Genomic DNA, 19355 nt, shown 5'->3' with positions numbered 1-19355 from the left:
AATAAAAAAGCTTAGGATTGTGCGATTCCCTCCCCTGGGAGGGTTTAGGGAGGGGTTTGATCAATAGGTACACGTATAAACCCCTCCCTGCCACTACACAATTCCCTCGCGCCCCTCCCGAAGGAGGGAACTGAAAAAACTTCCGAACAGGAATGGTGTTGCCACCAACACAAAAAACTAACTATTTGCCAGCCTGATCAGCTCTATAACCCTGCCTGTATCTGTTACATCAATACTATACTCATCGCCGGGAACGGTGCTCATCACGATGTGGTCATTGTGGTATTGCATTTTACTTTTTACACGGCCGCGTGCCGAGGAGTGTACTTCGATTACGCCGGTAAAGTGTACAAGGTCGGCAACGTTGGCCTCGCTTACGCCGCTGCCGGGCATAATGCTGATGCGGCCCGCAGCTTGCTCAACCAGGTGATTAATGATGGTTGCACCCTCCATGGCGGTACTCTTGCCGCCCGAGGTGAGTATGCGCTCGCATCCTATCTCAATAATGTCTTCAAGGGCCTTTAACTGATCAACACACATATCAAAAGCGCGGTGAAAGGTTACCCCTAAGCCCCATTGTTTGGCCAGGCTCACCATTTCTGCGCAGCGTTCCTTATCAATGGTGCCATCGGCATTAAGCATGCCTATTACCACACCATCGCAGCCGGCCTCAATGCAATAGCGGATATCGGCCAGCATGATCTGGTATTCGAGATCGTTATATAAAAAGTCGCCTTCACGGGGGCGTATCAGTACGTAAAGTTTGATGTGAAGTAATTTGCGGGCCAGCAGTATTTGCCCGGCAGATGGTGTAGTGCCGCCTTCTTTCAGGTTTTCGCACAGCTCAACCCGTACGGCACCGCCTTCCTGGGCCGCCAGTGCCGAAGCCAAAGAGTTGGCGCAAACCTCAAGAGAAACAGGGTTGCTCATAGTTTTAAAATATTCGGTATAGAAGTTTTTGTTGATTGTAATTTATTGAAAATTAGCGATATATGCAAAGTTTAAATCAGTATGATTGAGGGATAGTGTAGTTGCTCCTCACACCCCACGCTCCCGGAACCTCGCTCCCTGTTTCTCACACCCCTCGCTCCCGGAACCTCGCTCCCCGCTCCCCTTAAGAATAAAAACTTTTCCCCTTAATAAGCAGATCCTGCTGGTGCTCATTACAAACCGAAAAAGAAAAGCCGCTTTGTATGGCGTAGGCACCATATTCGCCTTTTTTGTTGATGGCTAAAAAGCCTACCTGTATCTGTTTGGCAGTTTCGGGTTTCTTTTTGATGATACGGTGAACAGCTTCTTTACAGGCATCCTCCGGAGACAGACCCTGGCGCATAAGTTCAACCACCAGGAAGCTCCCTACATTGCGGATCACCTCTTCGCCAACACCGGTTGAGGTAGCGCCGCCCACTTCGTTATCTACATATAAACCTGCCCCAATGATAGGGCTGTCGCCAACACGGCCGTGAAGTTTAAAGGCCATACCGCTGGTTGTACACCCGCCTGATATATTGCCTTTGGCATCAATGGCCAGCATGCCAATGGTATCGTGGTTGTATTTATTGCCTGGTTTGTTGCCATTTTCAATGTTCATAACCGGGCTGTATTTAGCTGTTTTAAGCCATTCTTTCCATAGCTTTTCAGATTCGGGCGTAAGTAGTTTTTCTTTCTTCATGCCCTGTTCAACTGCAAACTGGGTAGCGCCATCGCCAACCAGCATTACGTGCGGGGTTTTTTCCATTACCAAGCGGGCTACTGAAATGGGGTGTGCTATATCTTCCATAGCGGCAACCGAACCGCAGTTACCCAGTTCGTCCATAATGCAGGAGTCTAACGTAACATGGCCGTCACGGTCAGGCAGTCCGGTACGGCCAACGGTATGGTTGGTAATATCTTCAGCTTCTGGAATCCTTGCACCGGCTTCAATGGCATCAAGCGCGCGGCCACCGGCAGAAAGTACCTTCCAGGCACCTTTATTGGCTATAATGCCAAAATCCCAGGTAGATATTACGATGGGCAGGGTGGCTTCGGGTTTTGCTATAATAGTGTTTGCTAACGCTGAATTAGAGAGTGCTGCCAGTGAGGCTCCGGCGGCTGATAGTTTGATGAACTTACGGCGGTTATACATACCGCTAATATAGAAAAATCAGCTATAAAAGGCAGGGCCTGATAACGGCCTTATTCAAAATCCTGCAAGCAGTTAAAACAGTGCCAGGCCTTGGTATTGTGAAAAGGAAAAACAGCCGATAGAAAAGATGAAAATTTACCCGGATCGGCAGGGCCGATGTTGGTTGATGCGCAGTAAGGGCAAATAATCACCTGGTCAAGCTCCTCATCAATCTCTACATGATCCTGATCGTGCAGGTCGCCCTGGGTGGCCAGTATCTCGCGGCATCTTTCCAGGTCGCGTTCAAAAATTTTCAATTTAACGCCGCCTACAGCCTGGTTATATAAGGGGTTGGCGCCTATGGTGTTCTCGTCGGCAATAAAGCAGGGTATGCCATTATCTTCCAGCTTGGTGCGGATAATGTGAGCCAGCATCACATCATAATAGGTTTCTAATGTGATGATCTTATCATTGTTTTCGGTAGCCATAGTGTATTTTTGATTTATTTTGATTTGGGATTTCGGATGTTCGATTTCGGATTTAGAAAACTTAGCATGGTTAAAAAATAAAAACGAATTTCAGATCGAACGGCTAAAACCCGAAATTATAAATTGAGAAATCCCATAATCTCATAATCTGTTTAATCGTGGTTCAGACAAATTCAAATTACTAAATCCCAAATCGAACATCCGAAATCCGAAATAATCTACCAAAGGTAGCTTGTTTTTTGCTTAATTTGATGGCATGAACCGCATCGATCGTATTTCGGCTATTTTAATACAGCTCCAGTCGCGCAGGGTGGTAAAAGCCTCTGACATTGCCGAGCGCTTTGATATCAGTTTACGTACCGTATACCGCGATGTGAAAACCCTGGAAGAGGCCGGTATACCCATTATTGGCGAGGCCGGGGTTGGCTATTCTATCATGGATGGTTACCGCCTGCCCCCGGTAATGTTTACCCGCGAGGAGGCCACCGCCTTTTTAACTGCCGAAAAATTTGTGGAGAAGCTTACCGATAGCACCACCATGAAGCATCATCAATCGGCCATGTACAAGGTAAGGGCCATCTTAAAAACCGCTGAAAAGGATGCGCTGGAAAACCTTGACGGTAGCATTGAAGTATTAAAGGGTTTTAGCCAAAAGCGGGGAGATAACAATACCGATCACATCCAAACCATACTGGATAGTATTGTGCAAAAAAGGCTGCTGTGTATTGATTATTTCGCAGGCCATAGCCAGGAGTTTACCAAGCGCGATGTAGAGCCGGTTGGCGTATTCTTTCTCGACAGCTTTTGGCACCTGATAGCCTTTTGCCGTTTACGTAACGACTACCGCGATTTCAGGGTTGACCGAATGCGCAAAGTAGTGATCACCGATATTAATTATAACGGCAGCAAGCACCCCACATTAAAAGCTTACATAGCTCAAACCGCTCAGGAAAAACAACTGGAAACAGTAGTGATCCGGATTGATAAGGAGATAGCCCACCACCTGGATTATCAAAAATATTATTGCGGTTTCGTATCTGAAAAAGCCATCGGTAATAAAATTGAAATGACGTTTTTGAGCGCCTCCTTAGAAGGCTTTGCGCGATGGTTCATGATGTTTGGCGACCAGGCCGAAATCCTGAAACCGCAGGAGCTGGCAGGCCGCGTTAAAAACATTGCGGCGGCCATTGCCCAAAGAAATAATTAACAGTTTTTTCCTGCTGACATAGGGCTGTCATTCGGCAGTGTTTACTTTGTTGAACATGAACGGCAGATCATGGTTTTGTGGCCATGTTTTTGCGCATGTTTTTAAATTAAACCATCAATAAAACTGCATTATGGAAAAGCTGACATTAACCACCGAATTAAAGTTCAAGGCACCTGCATCAAAAGTATGGCAAGGCCTTACCGACCCGGAAATGGTAAAAGCGTACTTTTTTGGAACCAATTTACAATCGAGCTGGAGGGTAGGGGAGCCCATAGTTTTCAGCGGTGAGTGGGATGGCAAAAAGTATGAAGACCATGGCAAGATACTGGAAATAGACCCCGGTTGGTTTTTAAAATATACGTATTGGAGCAGCATGTCGGGCACAGAAGATAAGCCCGAAAACTATGCAACCATTACTTATTCGTTAGATGAAAATGATGGTATAACCACACTGATCATTACACAGGATAACATTAAGGATGAAGAAGCCAAGCACCATTCTGAACAAAACTGGCAGGGTGTTTTTGATGGCTTGAGGAAAATGATAGAGTAATTGATATATTAAATAATTTATTTATATAAAGCTTATAAATTTTTGGTATAAAACCATTTAAAAATCAATATAACAAAAAGTGATAGTGATATAACCGACTTTTAAGGGTGATTGTTGAAGTGGCTATACGTTGTTTCAATAAAATGTTCAACGTGATTTATCCGCTCTAAAATAGCATCGTACATATCTTTGGTATAAATGATAACACCGGCCGAGTTTCGGAATTCAATGAGGGCAATAACACATTCGCGTTCATTATCCTGAGCCAGAATAAAGTGGGCAAACTGATTTCTGATCTCGATCAGTTCCCGCAGTTCGTTCATCCAAAAGGTGTGGGGATATTTATTGCTTTTTGTTTTAACAAAGCCATTGGCAATTTCGCGGCGGTTTAACAGATCTTTATAGGCTAACCTTTTGGCCTCAAAAGTTATCCTATCAACCAGTATGGTTAAAATATCATCATTGCCATTACCAAATGTGAGGGCCAGGTAGTTTGATATCTTGATCTCCAACTCACAAAACTTGTTAATTAAATAGCCGCGGTAAGCATGCGGACTATCAAATTTTATTTCATCCATGACAATTGGGTTTAATTGACTTTACACAATCTACAAACTAATAATTTAATAAAAAAACAATGGAAACCATATACAATACCGGGCACTATTTTAGATAGTTTAAGTTTGTATATAGGTGCCAAAATGATAACTTTAGGATAATGAACAGGATGCACATAAACGGTTTCTTTTTACTGGGAATTTCGGTACGTACCACTAACCATAATGGCCAGGCGGCAAAGGATATTGAGGAGCTTTGGTGTCGCTTTATGGATAACAATATTTTAACGCAGATAGTGGACAGAACGAGCGATGAGGTGTACTGTGTTTATACCGATTATGAAACTGACCATACAGGGCCTTACACGGCCTTGCTGGGCTGCCGGGTAAACTCGCTTGATAACATTCCGCTCGGGTTGGTGAGCCATGTAGTATCGCCTGGAACGTATGTAAAATATACCGCCAAAAGCTGGATGCCAAACCGCGTTGGCGAAACCTGGCAGCACATCTGGAACACCTGCCGCAACCGCCAGTATATTGCCGATTTTGATGTGTATGGAATTAAGGCGCACAACCCCGAAGATGCCCGGGTGGAGATATATGTTGGAGTGGCGTAAGAGGGGAGTTAAGCATTTTTGTCATTGCGAACGAAGTGTGGCATCGCGCACTTTACATGGGGAACTTGCATAGTTCGCGATTGCTTCGTCGTGCCTCCTCGCAATGACAAAAAAAAGCAGTTTAAGATTTTTATCATTGCGAACTTTGTCTGAACCACGATTTTGGGGATTGGTGGATTTTTGGATTTTATGAAAGGTAAAGTAAAATCCTTTGATCCCTAAATCTGTTTAATCCTGGTTCAGGCAAATTTGCGATTGCTTCCTCAAAGCCTCCTTGCAATGGCAAAATGGGTATTTTTCCTATACAGAAATTTCTGTAATTGAAAAATTAAAAATTTATTACCTGTTAAAATTCAGGCGTTTGCCGGGTTTACCTTCAATTAAACTTCCGTTAGCGTAGGCGATATTTCCCGAAACCAAGGTGTAGGCAATTTGTGAGCGGAAAGTGCTCCCTTCAAATGGGCTCCAGCCGCAATGATATAAAATATTGCCCTTATTTACGTTCCATGGTTTGTTCAAATTCACCAGCACAAGGTCGGCCCAGTAGCCCTCGCGGATGAAGCCGCGTTTGTCAATCTGGAAACAGGTAGCCACGTTATGGGCCATTTTTTCAGCTATTTGTTCGAGGCTTATTTTGCCGTGGTGATACAACTCTAACATGGCCGGCAGTGCATGCTGAACCAGCGGCCCACCGGATGGTGCCTGCAGGTATGGCTGCTCTTTTTCGGCCAGGGTATGTGGGGCGTGGTCAGTGGCAATTACATCAATGCGGCCATCCAGTACAGCCTGCAAAACAGCATCACGATCGTCGGCTGTTTTTACTGCCGGGTTCCATTTAATGAAGTTGCCTTTGGTGTCATAATCGGCATCAGAAAACCACAGGTGATGCACGCAGGCCTCGGCAGTAATGCGCTTATCTTTTAGCGGTGTTTTGTTATCAAAAAGGTGCGGCTCAAGCGCGGTTGATATGTGCAGAATATGCAGCCTTGTATTGTGTTTTTTAGCCAGTTCAACCGCCAGCGACGACGACAGATAACAAGCCTCCGCGCTCCTGATCTTGGGGTGCAGTTTCACCGGTATATTATCGCCCAGTAATTGTTTGTAATGGGCAAGGTTGCTTTGAATAGTGGCCTCATCTTCACAATGCACCGCGATAAGCATGGGCGCTTGTGCAAACAGGTTATCCAGTGTGCGCGGATTATCAACCAGCATGTTCCCGGTAGATGAACCCATGAACACTTTGATGCCGCAAACATTGGCAGTATCGGTACGCAGCACCTCGTCGAGATTATCATTTGATGCACCCATAAAAAACGAGTAATTGGCCAGCGAACTGCGGGCAGCTATATCGTACTTATCCTGCAGCAATTGCTGAGTAAGCGTGTTGGGTACAGTGTTTGGCATTTCCATAAAGGAGGTAATGCCTCCGGCCACTGCCGCGCGTGATTCTGAATGGATATTAGCCTTGTGTGTTAATCCCGGTTCGCGAAAGTGCACCTGGTCGTCAATGCAGCCGGGCAGCAGGTGCAGGCCCTCCGCATTGATCACCTCATCGGCGTGAGCATCAATGCTGGTATCAATGCGTTCAATAAGTCCATCTTTGATCAGAATGTCGGTAACATATTGTTTATTCTCGTTAACTACGGTAGCTGATTTGATGAGGATTGTTGACATAAGTTGATTTCGGATTTATTAATGGGGCAAATTTAGGATATAAAAATGAGAAGTTGGTTTGGGGAGGTAATTCAACTCACCCGATCTGCGCTTCGCTGGATCCCCCTCTCTTCAGCTTCGCCGGAAAGAGGGATTGGGAAAAATGCGCATCATTGATGTACGAAGTGATAAGCCCCCTCTAAATCTCCCCCAAAGGGGGAGACTTGAAAATATTTTTTAAAGCCCTCTCCTTTGGAGAGGGTTGGGTGAGGTTTTTAAACGAGGCTTGAGATTTTGTCTGAACCAGACAAAATACCCTTGTTCATACAAAATCGCACATCGCAAATCTCTTTCAACAAAAAGCCTATCTTTGCGCCATGGCTGTAACTTTTGAAGAATTTAATTTTAACCGGCAAATACTGAACGCTATAGCCGATGCCGGTTATACCGAAGCCACTCCTATACAGCAAAAGGCCATCCCCCCAATTTTAAACGGGCAGGATGTTATGGGTATAGCGCAAACAGGTACCGGTAAAACGGCTGCCTATGTGTTGCCCATCATCATGAGGCTGAAGTATGCCCAGGGCGAGAGTCCGCGGGCGCTCATTATTTCGCCAACACGCGAACTGGCCATGCAGATCGAGGAAAACGTAAAAACCTTTGCCGCCAATACAGATTTGCGTGTGGTGGTGCTTTACGGCGGTTTAGGCCCTAAAACGCAGATAGAGCAAATTAACAAGGGAGTTGATATTATTGTGGCCACTCCGGGTCGCTTTATGGATATTTACCTGGCTGGCCATATAGTTACCAAAACCCTGCAGGTGCTGGTGCTTGATGAGGCCGATAAAATGATGGATATGGGCTTTATGCCCCAGATAAACCGTATACTGGAAGTTGTTCCTGTTAAAAGGCAAAACCTGTTGTTTTCGGCTACCATGAGTGATAAGATTCACGAATTGTCGAACAATTTTCTGGAGTACCCAACGGTTATCGAGGTAACCCCGCAGGCTACCCCGGCACAAACGGTGAATCAGCATTTGTACCATGTGCCCAATAACAAGACTAAGATAAACCTGCTCAAAAAACTGCTTGATCAGGAAGGCGATATTACCAAGCTAATTATATTCTGCAAAACCCGTATAGCGGCCGAAGATGTGTATAAGTTTTTGCTGCGTAAGTTTGGCGAAAATGAGGTACGTGTGCTGCATGCCAATAAAGGGCAAAACACCCGCATCAACTCCATCAATTCGTTTAAAAACGATGAGGTGAAAATACTGGTGGCTACGGATGTGGCATCGCGCGGTATTGATGTGAGCGATGTGAGCCATGTGATCAATTTTGATGTGCCCGTGGTTATTGAAGATTATGTGCACCGGATAGGCCGTACAGGCAGAGCCCTGCAATCGGGCGAAGCTATTACCTTCTGCGGCCCTGCTGAAGAGTATTATCTTAAAAAGATAGAAAAGCTGATCAAGCAAACTATTCCGGTATCTGCTATACCCGATGATGTGTTTATTGAAGAAACCGGGTACGATGAGCGCCAGGAGCAGAATAAAGAAATAGACATGCAAAAGCGAAAGGAAGATCCGGATTTTAAAGGTGCCTTTCACGAAAAAAAGACTTTGAACCAGCGTAAAAAATTTGATGCCGCCAAAGAAAAAGCCAGGTATGGCAAAGCCGGCAAGCCCGGTTCAAAAGCCGGCTCAAAGGGTAGGTCGTCATCATCAAGAAAAAAGCGATAAATGGATATGCGGATGTGCGGATTTCGGATGTGCAGATGATACTGCCAAAAGAAATCCATCTGATAAAATCAATAACTCAATAATTCAATAAATCAATAAATCAATAATTATCCCGGATGAAACTCCGCATTACACCTTTAAACTTTGCTACAACCTTTTTCATTTTAGTAGCGGCATACATTTGGATATACGGCGCACACACTATAGGCCGCCCGCTCGAAAACTGGAGCGGTACCATTGGCTGGATATTTTTGCTGTTTGCGTTTGTGGTGTTTTTCCTCGATCTGATATTCCGCAACTTTTTTGCCGAGCTTAAAAAACTATGGCTTGTTGAGCTTTGCTTTATAGCCCTGGTTGTCATCATATTTTTGATCGTTAAATAAATATTACCTAAGCTTTGGCCCACGGTTTATTATGATTTTAAAAATTACAAAACCATTATAAACCGGTCCGACTAAAAATGGGATACTTGCGGGTTGAAATAATTACTGATATAAAAGAGAATTTATAATGAAAACTGCTGAAATAAAACTAACCGTTAGCCTTGACGATAACAATGTTCCGGAAACCATTATGTGGGAATCAACCGATTCAAACAACAAAGAGGCGTTGCCTGTAAAATCATTCATGCTGGCCCTTTGGGATCAGAGCTATAAAAATACCCTGCGTATTGATCTTTGGACAAAAGATATGCCGGTTGACGAAATGAAACGCTTTTTTTATGAAACCCTGCAAACCATGGGCGACAGCTTTTTACGTGCCACCGGCGAAAAAAACATTGTAGAAGACCTGCGCGACTACTGTGCCCACTTTGCCGATAAAATGGAGATAAAGCAATAATTTTAGTTTCAGATTCTGAGTTTTCAGTATTGAGTTTTTAGTTTGGAGTAATGAGTGATGAGTTTTATTATTCTTGATAAATAACTCACTACTGCTTACTCACTACTCAGCACCCACAAACTCACTACTCACCATTCACCTTATGCGTATAAGTTCTATTTTATCATTTGTAGGCTTTGTATTGATTTTTGCCGGTACGTACTGCCCGCTGCTGCGGCCGTTCGGTTTGTTTAACTGGAATGTTTACCAGCTTAACCAGCCTTACGGTTTGGTGATGCTGTTGGTGGCCATTATAGGTATCGCGGCGTCGTTTTTAAATCAGCCTAAAATTATACAGGCAGCTGCCTGGGTGTCTGCCGGCCTGGTGGTAATGCTGCTTATTGCCGCGTTCCTGAAAATTCACTTTACTTTTAGCTTTATACCTTTTCATAAGTTTGAATCATTTTTGGCAAGGCAGGTTAAATTTAAATGGGGATGGTATGTGCTGTTTGCCGGAGTAGCGTTTTCGGTAGGCGGAGCCTTAAAAAGCAAACCTAAAAATTATATCCAAAACGCCGAGTTTAGTAGCTAAGAAATTATTCCTCAAATGTTTATTAAGCTTTTTACATAGTAAAAGGTTTTTTTTAAACATATTTGTATCAAAACAATTAATACGTCTGCATGTTTAAATTCTCCTTCCGCCAGCAGGTTTTAGCGGGCTTTGTTGTATCCATCATACTTGTTTTAACGGTGGGTATATTGTCGTATAAAAGTATTCGCCAGTTTGAAGAGGATAACGTTTGGGTTGATCATACCCAGAATGTTATCAAATCATCAAATAGCCTGCTGCAGCACCTGATTGATGCCGAAACCGGTATGCGTGGTTATGGGGCAACCAACAACAAGGTATTTCTTGACCCCTACAATGAGGCGCTGCCGCGTATCAGTGTTGATCTGCAATCATTACGTGATCTTACCAGGGATAACCTGTTACAGCAAAAGCGAATAGATTCGTTAACATCATACGTTGCCGCGCAGCGCATCATCCTTAAAAATAATATTGATACCCGCGAAGCCAAGGGCCTTGAATTTATGCTTGCCAACCGCATGTTTTTTGATGGTAAGCAAAACATGGATATGATCAGGGGCTTGCTTACTCATATCATTGATTCTGAAAATAACGTGCTTCAGGTACGTAAGGATAGCTCGGAGTCGGCATCAAGTACAACCATTATTATCCTGGTTGGCGGCTCATTGATATTCCTGGTGATTATCCTTGTATTGTTCTTCTACATTCAAACTACTTTTGATACGCAGAAAAAAATTGAGGAAGAAATCAAGGTAGCCAATATTGAACTGGGCAAGGTACTGGCCGAAAACGAGGCTAAAAACTGGCTGCTTACCGGCACTGGTTTCCTTAACGAAAAAATGCAGGGCCAGCAAAGTGAAAAGGAACTTTCAGAAAATATACTGACCGAGGTTTGTACTTACACTAAAGCATCAGCCGGTACTTTCTATTTATTCAATGAAACTCAGCATCGCCTGGAGCTTTACGCTTCGTACGCTTTCCATAACCCCGACTTTTTAAAGAAAACCGTTCAGCTTGCCGAAGGCTGGCTGGGACAGGTGGCGCAAGACAAAAAAGCAAAAGTTGTTAAAGGCAAACTGAATGAAAGGTTTGACCTTGAATCATCCGTATTAAAAGAAACCCTTACCGAAACTTTTATAGTTCCTTTCTTTTTTGATAAAAAACTGAAGGGTGTAATGGAAATAGCTTACACCAATGAACTGGCGGTTAATGACAGCGAATACATTCGTGTTGCCGCTAATGACATTGGTATAGCCATCAACACCGCGCAGGCCCGTACCATCATGCATGATCTGTTTGAGGAAACTCAGCAACAGGCCGAGGAGTTGGAGGCACAACAGGAAGAAATGCGCGTTACCAACGAAGAGCTGATGAACAAAACAGAAATGTTGCAGGCATCAGAAGAGGAGCTTCGGGTACAGCAGGAAGAACTGCGCACCATTAACGCCGAACTGGAAGAAAAAGCCAGCCTGCTCGAAGAAAAGAACCAGGCTATTGAACAGGCCCGCGCCGCCATCAACCTTAAGGTTGATGAGCTGGAAACTACCGGTAAATATAAATCGGAGTTTTTGGCCAACATGAGCCATGAGCTGCGCACACCGCTTAACAGTATCCTGGTACTGGCCCGTATCCTGAAGGATAACAAACCGCACAACCTTACCGAAGATCAGGTGAAATATGCCAGCGTGATTTTTAACGCCGGTAATGACCTGCTTACCCTGATCAATGATATTCTTGACCTTTCAAAAATTGAATCGGGCAAGTTGGATATGCAAAATGAGGATATCAAGGTAGCCGAAATTTTGGGCGATATGGAAATGTTGTTTGCCGAATTTGCCACAAACAAGAAAATCAATTACAGCACCAACGTTGACAAAAGTTTACCTAAAACCATATTTACCGATAAGGTAAGGGTTGAACAGGTTATTAAAAACCTGCTCTCCAACGCGTTCAAGTTTACCTCAGAAAACGGTTCAATCTCAATCACCGCCAGGCCAGACGAAAATCCGGATAGCATTAGCTTTGCCATTAAAGATTCGGGTATTGGCATACCTGCCGAAAAGCAGCGCATCATATTTGAAGCGTTTCAACAGGCCGATGGCTCAACAAGCCGCAAGTACGGAGGTACGGGTCTTGGCCTGTCAATAAGCCGTGAGCTGGCCCTGCTGTTGGGCGGTACCATCAGCCTTACCAGCGAACAGGGTGTTGGCAGCGAGTTTGTGCTTAACATTCCTTTTGCTGCAAAACATGTTCCTGTTGTTGAGGCGGAGGTATTACCGGAGCCGAAAACATTTAAATCAAACGGTGAGTTTTTAAAACCGGCCAAAACTATTACCCGCGAAGATAACCGTGAGCCACTGGTGGTAATTGTGGAGGATGATAAAAACTTTGCCAACATATTGCAGGATTATGCCCGCGAGCATGGTTATAAATCAGTCATGGTGCATGAAGGTACCGGCGCGGTTGAAACTGTAAAAGAAACCATGCCCGATGCCGTGATACTGGATATTATGCTACCTGGTAAAGATGGCTGGCAAATATTGAAAGAGCTGAAGGCAGATGAGCAAACTATGCATATCCCGGTTCACCTGATGTCGGCCGGTGAGGCTGCTGCCAACCGCGTGCGTAAAGAGGGCGCCATCAGCTTCCTCAAAAAACCGATCAATACAGAAACCCTTGATAAGCTTTTTGGTGATATTATGCTGCAAAGCGGCACCCGCTTTACACAAATATTACTGGTTGAAGATCATAAGGCCCAAAGCCAGGCTTTGAAAGATATGATGCAGGGTCAGGGTATCACCGTTGATCAGGCCTTTGACGGCGAATCGGCTTTCAGGATGTTGCATGAAAACGAGTACCAGTGTGTGATACTTGATCTTAACCTGCCTGATATTTCAGGGCTTGATCTGTTAGATAAGATCAAACAGGTTGATCGTTTTGCATCGCTCCCGGTAATTGTGAATACTGCTATGGAGCTTGATAAAACATCTGTTAACAGGCTAATGCAGTATGCCAATGCCATGGTGGTAAAAACCAACAAATCTGCCGATAGGTTAATTGATGAGGTAAATCTGTTCCTGAACAAGATCAGCGAAACAGCGGTGAATCAAAATGACCAGGCCCCGGCATTTACCAAGGCAAAGGCACCTGCCAAAGGTAAGGATGCCATCAAAGGCAAAAAAGTACTGATTGTTGACGACGATATGCGCAACATTTTTGCCCTGAGCAGCGCCCTTCAAAGCTATGACCTTAATGTAGAGATTGCCAACGACGGTGAAGAGGCCATTGCCAAACTGGAAGAGATCAGTAACATTGATATTGTACTGATGGATATCATGATGCCTAAGATGGATGGTTACGAAGCAACAAGATATATCCGTAAGCAAAACAAATGGGCCAAGTTACCCGTAATAGCATTAACAGCCAAAGCAATGAAAGATGATCGTGAAAAGTGCATTGAGGCTGGCGCCAATGACTATATCACCAAACCGGTTGATATGGACAGGCTTATATCGTTAATGCAATTGTGGCTTGAAAGTTAACTATGAGTGATACTGCAGTTATTATAACATCCCTGCAAATAACTGAACTCATTGATCTGGTAAAAAGAGTACATGGGTTTGATTTTTCAGGTTATACAAAGGCCTCATTAAAAAGGCGCATAGTAAGGATCATGCAGCTTAAAAAGCTGGAGTTTTATGATCTGAAACATGTTTTGGTGAATGATCCGCACTTTTTTCAGGATTTTTTAGAGGAGATCACGGTGAACGTTACCGAAATGTTTCGTGACCCGTCGTTTTACAAAGCGCTCAATGAACAGGTAATACCTTACCTTTCAACCTATCAGCATGCCAAAATCTGGTGCGCGGGTTGTTCAACAGGCGAGGAGGTTTACTCAATGGCCATATTATTGCGCGAGGCAGGGCTCAGTAAAAAATCGTTCATATACGGTACCGATATTAATACCGAGGTACTAAAAGAGGCGCGCAAGGGGATATACAGCCTGCGCAGTATAAAGAGTTATGCAGAGAATTACCAGTACACAGGGTTAAAGGGTTCCATATCTGATAACTTTACCATTTTGTACGATGCGGCGTCAATACATAATGAGTTAAAGCAGAATACTTTATTCTCTGTGCATAATCTGGTTTCAGATGATGTGTTTAATGAGTTTCAGCTCATCAGCTGCCGAAATGTATTCATCTATTTTGAAACACAGTTGCAGGAGCGCATACTGGATCTGTTTTATAAAAGCTTATGCCCATTAGGGTATTTATGCCTGGGCAGCAAGGAAACCATACGGTCAGACGTTTTTAAAAAGAAGTTTAAGGTGATCAACCAGAAAGAAAATATTTATCAAAAAATTGGGACCTGATAAAAACTTGATCGAACGCTGGCGTACTACCGATATTTTATTGTTAGGTGGTTCGGCCGGTTCGTTTAAAATCATGTTTGAGATAGTAAAACTGCTGCCTGCTGATCTTGATAAAATTGTGATCATTATTATCCACCGGAAAAAGAATTTTTTTAGCGAAATAGAAAAACTATTTGCTGAGAACAGCCGTATGTTACTGCGCGAAATAAAGGATAAGGATATTCTTAAAAAGAATACTATTTATATAGCGCCGGCAAACTATCATACCCTTATTGAAACAGACGGGTATTTTAGCCTGGATGTTTCTGAAGCGGTTTGGTACTCAAAGCCATCAATTGACGTTACCTTTGAAAGCGCTGCCGAAATTTATAAAGAGCGCTGCATGGCTATTTTATTATCAGGAGCAAACCAGGATGGCGCCGAAGGTTTGCTGAAGCTAAAAAATAACGGCGCGGCTACCATTGCCCAACACCCCGATGATGCGGAGATGAACGAAATGCCTTCATCGGCAATTAATTTGGGTGCTGCAGACTATATACTACATACAGAACAGATATTTGAGCTTTTGCTCACATAGTGATTTAAATAAATAATTAATATTAAATGACCCCCGTTAATATTCTTATTGTTGATGACCGAGAGGAAAATATCATAGCGCTTGAGGCTCTCCTCAAACGTGATGATATTAAAATATATTCAACTACATCTCCTAATGAGGCCCTTAAAATAGCCTGGGATACACATATTGCCATTGCACTTGTTGATGTTCAGATGCCCGAAATGGATGGGTTTGAACTGGTTGAAATGCTTAAATCAAACCCACGCACCAGGGATATCATGGTGATTTTTGTAACCGCTATTTCAAAAGAAACCAAATACGCGGTTAAGGGTTTGGGTACAGGCGCTATCGATTACCTGTATAAACCGCTTGATCCGTACATTACATCGGCAAAGGTTGATTCATTTGTACACATGGCCCGTGCACAGGCCGAAGTTAAATTGAAGAACGAAGAGTTGGAAAACTTTGCCATCGTGGTGAAAAATTCGGCTGATATTATTTGTTCGGTTGATGCGCAAACCCTGCGCATTGGCAACATTAACCCGGCGGTTGAGAGCATTATCGGTTTTAAACCGCAGGAACTGTTAGGCAAAAGTATTGTCGACTTGTCGTTTGACGGGCATCAACAAACCTTTCGTAACAAGCTTGGTGAAATTATTACAGAGAATCTCAGCTTTGCGGTTTTTGAGGTTCAGTTGGTAACCTTTAACAAAAGGGTGATCTGGGCCGAATGCCGTGCATCGTACCACAATAAAACCATCTTCCTGAATATCAGTGATATTTCCCCTCAAAAAAGTTATCAGGAGCAACTGATCAAATCAAAAGAGGAAGCCGAATACGGTAAAAAAGTAAAGGAAACCTTTTTGGCCAATATGAGCCATGAGCTGCGCACCCCGGTTAACGGCATTATAGGTATAACAGACCTGCTGCTCAAAACCGACCTTAACGAGCAGCAAAAAAGTATGCTCGATCTGTTGGAAACATCATCGCGCTCATTATTGGGAGTAATAAACGATGTACTTGATATTTCAAAAATAGAGGCGGGTAAATTTAACATTGTACGTACACCAAATAACATACATGATCTGATTAAATCGGTTTTTGACCTGCTTAAGTTCAGGGCCGATGAGAGTAATATTGATTTTGTACTGGATATTGACAGTGAGGTGCCCGAATTGCTGATGGTTGATTCGCTTCGTTTGAACCAAATCCTGATGAACCTGCTGAGCAACGCCATTAAGTTTACGCCAAGGGGATATGTAAAGCTTACAGTATCGGTATTGCAAAAACATAATGATAAGGTTAAGCTGAAATACAGCGTGGAAGATTCGGGCATTGGGGTACCTGCCGACAGGATCAACAAGATCTTTGAATCGTTTGAACAGGCCGAGGAAGATACCGGTAATAAATACGGTGGTACCGGACTTGGTTTGGCCATTGTTAAAAAATTGGTCGAATTAAAAGGCGGCGAGCTGGAAGTAACCAGCCAACTGGGCAAGGGAAGCGTGTTTAATTTTATAAACTGGCATACCATTGCAATCAAACCGATCGAAAATAACAACGCTAAAGCCAGGAAAGACCTGCTGCCGTTTAATAACATAAGCGTTTTGGTGGCCGAGGATAATATGGTTAACCAGTTTATGCTTTCAAAAATATTGAAGGACTGGAATGTAGATGTTGATATGGTTGATAACGGCCGCAAAGCTATTGACAAGCTAAAAGCTAAAAATTACGACCTTATTTTAATGGACACCCACATGCCCGAAATGAACGGCTACGAGGCTGCCCGTAACATGCGTGTTGATTTTGAAGAGCCCAAAAGGAGTACTCCTATCATATCGCTTTCGGCATCATCATTAGGCCATGAGCAGCAGGAAGCACTTGCCGCCGGTATGAATGATGTATTGGCAAAGCCATTTCAGCCTTATCAGCTGCATGAAAAAATGAGCCGTCTGCTTAATGTAGAAGTCTAAGATATACTAAAACTCAAGCCTGGTTTGGCCCGTGCCCATGGTACGGGCCTCATGCTCTAACAGCCACTTTTTACGCCACAGGCCTCCCGCATAACCTGTAAGGCTGCCATCGGCACCAATTACCCGGTGGCAGGGTACCACTATCCACAAATTATTTTTACCGTTTGCTGCCGCAATGGCCCTTATGGCCAATGGGTTATTCATCAGGTTTGATTGCTGCGAATAGGTTATGGTACTGCCATAATTGATTTTTAACAACTGCTCCCATACCTTTTGTTGAAAATCTGACCCGGGTTGTTTAATGGGAAGGTCGAATGTTTTGCGCTCGCCTTTAAAATACTCATCCAGTTGGTTAATGGCCGTTTGCAAAAGCGGGGTAGGCGCGGGTGTAACTTCGTACTCCTCGTTTAAAACCGATACGCCCGAAATAAAACCTTCATCTTCGGTAATGCGGGTAATTCCCAATGGTGTATGGCAATAGACTTCGGGCATTTTAAATATATTTTAGCGGATGCTGGTTTAATTAAATTCAAAGCTAATGCAATAGCCCTAATCAAACAAGTGCTCAAATAAACCCAAAAACTAATTATTACCTTTGCGTGGTATGAAACTGGTTAACGAAACATGGTACCTCCTAAAAAAGGAAATTTTGCTGGAGTGGCGGTCAAAATATGCCTTTAACGGTGTTTTATTGTATGTGGTATCCACTGTATTTGTTTGTTACATTTCATTTAACCTAACGGCAGGTTTTAGCGGCAGTACAGGATATCAGGTAGTGTGGAACGTACTGTTCTGGATAATTATGCTGTTTGCATCTGTTAACGCTATAGCCAAGAGCTTTATGCAGGAGAGTAAGAACCGTTTGCTATACTATTACTCCATAGCAAGTCCGCAGGCTATTATCTTATCTAAAACCATTTATAACATCATGCTGATGTCGTTATTAAGCATACTGGCTTTGCTGGTGTACATGGTGTTCTTCACCAATACCCTTGGCGATCCTGTGTATTACTTTTTTACCGTGTTGCTGGGCAGCTTAAGTTTTTCAACGGTATTTACCATGATTTCGGCCATTGCATCAAAGGCAGGCAATAACGGCACGCTGATGGCCATATTAAGCTTCCCGGTTATTATACCCGTGATACTGGTGCTTATCAAACTCAGCAAAAATGCTATGGATGGAGTAGACCGCAGCTTTAACCTGGGTAATGTTGGCGTACTGCTGGCTATTAATGCCATTGTGATCACTACTTCGCTATTGCTATTCCCGTACCTGTGGAGGGATTAAGGGGGAAGGTATCATTATTAAATATTACTGATCCTTTTCTTTATCCTTCATTATTTCTTCGGCGTTTTTACGTGCCCGGGCAAATGCGGAGGGTAACCATAAATAGGCCAGTAAAAAGCCCTGCACAAAGCCTACCAGCGTATAATGCAGGCATATGGAAATGGCAATGATCTCACCAGCCGGATGATTGCTGAAGGCTGGTCCGCAGTAATCGCCTATGAACTTAAAAAAGGCAATGATCTTGTTGATCTCTACCAGGCCCACACCCACAATAATTTTTGTAAGCCAGTCGGATATTTGCTCCAGATTGGTATTGGGCTGATATAATGTTTGCTGATAGGAGGGAGATGTTTCTTTGTTTCCATCTGTTTCATTATTGTTTTTGGGCACACCAAACAAAAAACCAATAATAGAACCCACAAGGGTAGCAGCGCCAGCCAAAAAGAGACCTGAACCAATGGTTGTTAGCGCCCCGGCCCAATCGTTTTGCAGTATTTTAACGGTTGCCGGAAAAGCAAGCGACAACAGCCCGATCAGGATCAGCAGCCACAATAGCGTAATTACCCTGTTTATATCGTTTCTACCTTGCCGTGATCCTGATAATAATTGTCGTAGTTTAAACATTGCTGATGGCGTAATAGCTTAAATATAACTGATTTATAAGCATGCTCATCAGGCAAATACGGTTAGTATTTGTTTTTGAATTTAGATAATACGGTGATTGTTACCCAGATAAAGCCTCCTCGGCAGAAATAATTTAAAATAGCGTACAATTTCATCGTGCGTTCATAAAAAATGCGTTTTTTAGTATCTTGAAAAAATATTGTAGTA

19 protein-coding genes are annotated in these 19355 nt (G+C 43.4%); 12 read left to right on the top strand and 7 right to left on the bottom strand.

The window, feature by feature from the left end; genetic code table 11:
* Positions 1-177: 177 nt before the first annotated feature.
* From QWZ01_RS02390 to QWZ01_RS02380, 3 genes are all read right to left on the bottom strand, one after another.
* A complete protein-coding gene (locus QWZ01_RS02390; protein WP_290321621.1) occupies positions 178-930 on the bottom strand; it encodes a copper homeostasis protein CutC in 753 nt (250 codons plus the stop codon).
* 184 nt (positions 931-1114) lie between these two features.
* Positions 1115-2125: a glycosylasparaginase gene (locus QWZ01_RS02385; protein WP_290321620.1), complete on the bottom strand. Its 1011-nt coding sequence runs from the start codon at positions 2123-2125 to the stop codon at positions 1115-1117.
* 50 nt (positions 2126-2175) lie between these two features.
* Complete coding sequence (locus QWZ01_RS02380) at positions 2176-2592, bottom strand: putative signal transducing protein (protein ID WP_290321619.1); 417 nt, start codon at positions 2590-2592, stop codon at positions 2176-2178.
* A gap of 256 nt (positions 2593-2848) precedes the next feature.
* Here QWZ01_RS02380 and QWZ01_RS02375 point away from each other — a divergent pair, with 256 nt between their 5' ends.
* Together QWZ01_RS02375 and QWZ01_RS02370 are read left to right on the top strand one after the other, a co-directional pair.
* Positions 2849-3799, top strand: coding sequence for a helix-turn-helix transcriptional regulator (locus QWZ01_RS02375; protein ID WP_290321618.1), 951 nt, complete (start codon positions 2849-2851; stop codon positions 3797-3799).
* A 130-nt stretch (positions 3800-3929) separates the two neighbouring features.
* On the top strand, positions 3930-4352 hold the full coding sequence (locus QWZ01_RS02370; protein WP_290321617.1) for an SRPBCC family protein: 423 nt from the start codon (positions 3930-3932) through the stop codon (positions 4350-4352).
* A gap of 101 nt (positions 4353-4453) precedes the next feature.
* Here the strand turns inward: QWZ01_RS02370 and QWZ01_RS02365 are convergent, their stop codons facing one another.
* Positions 4454-4930, bottom strand: a complete 477-nt coding sequence (locus tag QWZ01_RS02365) for a hypothetical protein (protein ID WP_290321616.1) — start codon at positions 4928-4930, stop codon at positions 4454-4456.
* Between the two features lie 140 nt (positions 4931-5070).
* Between QWZ01_RS02365 and QWZ01_RS02360 the strand changes: the two genes are divergently transcribed.
* Positions 5071-5526 (top strand): GyrI-like domain-containing protein, encoded by a 456-nt coding sequence (locus QWZ01_RS02360; protein ID WP_290321615.1) that lies wholly within the window; start codon positions 5071-5073, stop codon positions 5524-5526.
* A gap of 339 nt (positions 5527-5865) precedes the next feature.
* Here QWZ01_RS02360 and QWZ01_RS02355 read toward each other — a convergent pair whose 3' ends face one another.
* Complete coding sequence (locus QWZ01_RS02355) at positions 5866-7200, bottom strand: dihydroorotase (protein WP_290321614.1); 1335 nt, start codon at positions 7198-7200, stop codon at positions 5866-5868.
* 356 nt (positions 7201-7556) lie between these two features.
* Here QWZ01_RS02355 and QWZ01_RS02350 point away from each other — a divergent pair, with 356 nt between their 5' ends.
* The 8 genes from QWZ01_RS02350 to QWZ01_RS02315 all read left to right on the top strand — a co-directional run bounded on the left by QWZ01_RS02350 (position 7557) and on the right by QWZ01_RS02315 (position 17236).
* Positions 7557-8921, top strand: coding sequence for a DEAD/DEAH box helicase (locus tag QWZ01_RS02350; protein ID WP_290321613.1), 1365 nt, complete (start codon positions 7557-7559; stop codon positions 8919-8921).
* 116 nt (positions 8922-9037) lie between these two features.
* Positions 9038-9304, top strand: a complete 267-nt coding sequence (locus QWZ01_RS02345) for a hypothetical protein (RefSeq protein ID WP_290321612.1) — start codon at positions 9038-9040, stop codon at positions 9302-9304.
* 127 nt (positions 9305-9431) lie between these two features.
* Entirely contained in the window at positions 9432-9761 is a 330-nt protein-coding gene (gldC, locus tag QWZ01_RS02340) for a gliding motility protein GldC (protein ID WP_290321611.1), read from the top strand.
* Between the two features lie 142 nt (positions 9762-9903).
* Positions 9904-10332 carry a hypothetical protein gene (locus QWZ01_RS02335; RefSeq protein ID WP_290321610.1) on the top strand — a complete coding sequence of 143 codons (429 nt, stop codon included), beginning with the start codon at positions 9904-9906 and terminating at the stop codon, positions 10330-10332.
* An 89-nt stretch (positions 10333-10421) separates the two neighbouring features.
* Positions 10422-13871 (top strand): response regulator, encoded by a 3450-nt coding sequence (locus QWZ01_RS02330; RefSeq protein ID WP_290321609.1) that lies wholly within the window; start codon positions 10422-10424, stop codon positions 13869-13871.
* A 2-nt stretch (positions 13872-13873) separates the two neighbouring features.
* Entirely contained in the window at positions 13874-14704 is an 831-nt protein-coding gene (locus tag QWZ01_RS02325; RefSeq protein WP_290321608.1) for a CheR family methyltransferase, read from the top strand.
* A 7-nt stretch (positions 14705-14711) separates the two neighbouring features.
* Positions 14712-15281, top strand: coding sequence for a chemotaxis protein CheB (locus QWZ01_RS02320; RefSeq protein ID WP_290321607.1), 570 nt, complete (start codon positions 14712-14714; stop codon positions 15279-15281).
* A gap of 26 nt (positions 15282-15307) precedes the next feature.
* Entirely contained in the window at positions 15308-17236 is a 1929-nt protein-coding gene (locus QWZ01_RS02315) for a hybrid sensor histidine kinase/response regulator (protein WP_290321606.1), read from the top strand.
* A gap of 6 nt (positions 17237-17242) precedes the next feature.
* Here QWZ01_RS02315 and QWZ01_RS02310 read toward each other — a convergent pair whose 3' ends face one another.
* Positions 17243-17728, bottom strand: a complete 486-nt coding sequence (locus tag QWZ01_RS02310) for a methylated-DNA--[protein]-cysteine S-methyltransferase (RefSeq protein ID WP_290321605.1) — start codon at positions 17726-17728, stop codon at positions 17243-17245.
* Positions 17729-17840: 112 nt separating this feature from the next.
* On the opposite strand from QWZ01_RS02310, the gene QWZ01_RS02305 reads away from it, so the two are divergent.
* A complete protein-coding gene (locus QWZ01_RS02305) occupies positions 17841-18524 on the top strand; it encodes a heme exporter protein CcmB (protein ID WP_290321604.1) in 684 nt (227 codons plus the stop codon).
* Between the two features lie 24 nt (positions 18525-18548).
* On the opposite strand, the gene QWZ01_RS02300 is transcribed toward QWZ01_RS02305, so the two are convergent.
* The gene (locus tag QWZ01_RS02300; RefSeq protein ID WP_290321603.1) at positions 18549-19148 is read right to left on the bottom strand and encodes a hypothetical protein; all 600 of its coding nucleotides are present in this window, start codon (positions 19146-19148) and stop codon (positions 18549-18551) included.
* Between the last annotated feature and the right edge of the window lie 207 nt (positions 19149-19355).

Source organism: Mucilaginibacter aquaedulcis, assembly GCF_030409325.1.
GTDB classification, from domain to species: domain Bacteria; phylum Bacteroidota; class Bacteroidia; order Sphingobacteriales; family Sphingobacteriaceae; genus Mucilaginibacter; species Mucilaginibacter aquaedulcis.
The sequence above is the reverse complement of the archived record's forward strand: the minus strand, read 5'-3'. Positions and strand labels throughout refer to the sequence as shown.

Excerpts from the sequence above, each read along its gene's own strand:
- QWZ01_RS02390 (WP_290321621.1), bottom strand. The coding sequence starts at position 930 with ATGAGCAACCCTGTTTCTCTTGAGGTTTGCGCCAACTCTTTGGCTTCG.
- QWZ01_RS02385 (WP_290321620.1), bottom strand. The coding sequence starts at position 2,125 with ATGTATAACCGCCGTAAGTTCATCAAACTATCAGCCGCCGGAGCCTCA.
- QWZ01_RS02380 (WP_290321619.1), bottom strand. The coding sequence starts at position 2,592 with ATGGCTACCGAAAACAATGATAAGATCATCACATTAGAAACCTATTAT.
- QWZ01_RS02375 (WP_290321618.1), top strand. The coding sequence starts at position 2,849 with ATGAACCGCATCGATCGTATTTCGGCTATTTTAATACAGCTCCAGTCG.
- QWZ01_RS02370 (WP_290321617.1), top strand. The coding sequence starts at position 3,930 with ATGGAAAAGCTGACATTAACCACCGAATTAAAGTTCAAGGCACCTGCA.
- QWZ01_RS02365 (WP_290321616.1), bottom strand. The coding sequence starts at position 4,930 with ATGGATGAAATAAAATTTGATAGTCCGCATGCTTACCGCGGCTATTTA.
- QWZ01_RS02360 (WP_290321615.1), top strand. The coding sequence starts at position 5,071 with ATGAACAGGATGCACATAAACGGTTTCTTTTTACTGGGAATTTCGGTA.
- QWZ01_RS02355 (WP_290321614.1), bottom strand. The coding sequence starts at position 7,200 with ATGTCAACAATCCTCATCAAATCAGCTACCGTAGTTAACGAGAATAAA.
- QWZ01_RS02350 (WP_290321613.1), top strand. The coding sequence starts at position 7,557 with ATGGCTGTAACTTTTGAAGAATTTAATTTTAACCGGCAAATACTGAAC.
- QWZ01_RS02345 (WP_290321612.1), top strand. The coding sequence starts at position 9,038 with ATGAAACTCCGCATTACACCTTTAAACTTTGCTACAACCTTTTTCATT.
- gldC (WP_290321611.1), top strand. The coding sequence starts at position 9,432 with ATGAAAACTGCTGAAATAAAACTAACCGTTAGCCTTGACGATAACAAT.
- QWZ01_RS02335 (WP_290321610.1), top strand. The coding sequence starts at position 9,904 with ATGCGTATAAGTTCTATTTTATCATTTGTAGGCTTTGTATTGATTTTT.
- QWZ01_RS02330 (WP_290321609.1), top strand. The coding sequence starts at position 10,422 with ATGTTTAAATTCTCCTTCCGCCAGCAGGTTTTAGCGGGCTTTGTTGTA.
- QWZ01_RS02325 (WP_290321608.1), top strand. The coding sequence starts at position 13,874 with ATGAGTGATACTGCAGTTATTATAACATCCCTGCAAATAACTGAACTC.
- QWZ01_RS02315 (WP_290321606.1), top strand. The coding sequence starts at position 15,308 with ATGACCCCCGTTAATATTCTTATTGTTGATGACCGAGAGGAAAATATC.
- QWZ01_RS02310 (WP_290321605.1), bottom strand. The coding sequence starts at position 17,728 with ATGCCCGAAGTCTATTGCCATACACCATTGGGAATTACCCGCATTACC.
- QWZ01_RS02305 (WP_290321604.1), top strand. The coding sequence starts at position 17,841 with ATGAAACTGGTTAACGAAACATGGTACCTCCTAAAAAAGGAAATTTTG.
- QWZ01_RS02300 (WP_290321603.1), bottom strand. The coding sequence starts at position 19,148 with ATGTTTAAACTACGACAATTATTATCAGGATCACGGCAAGGTAGAAAC.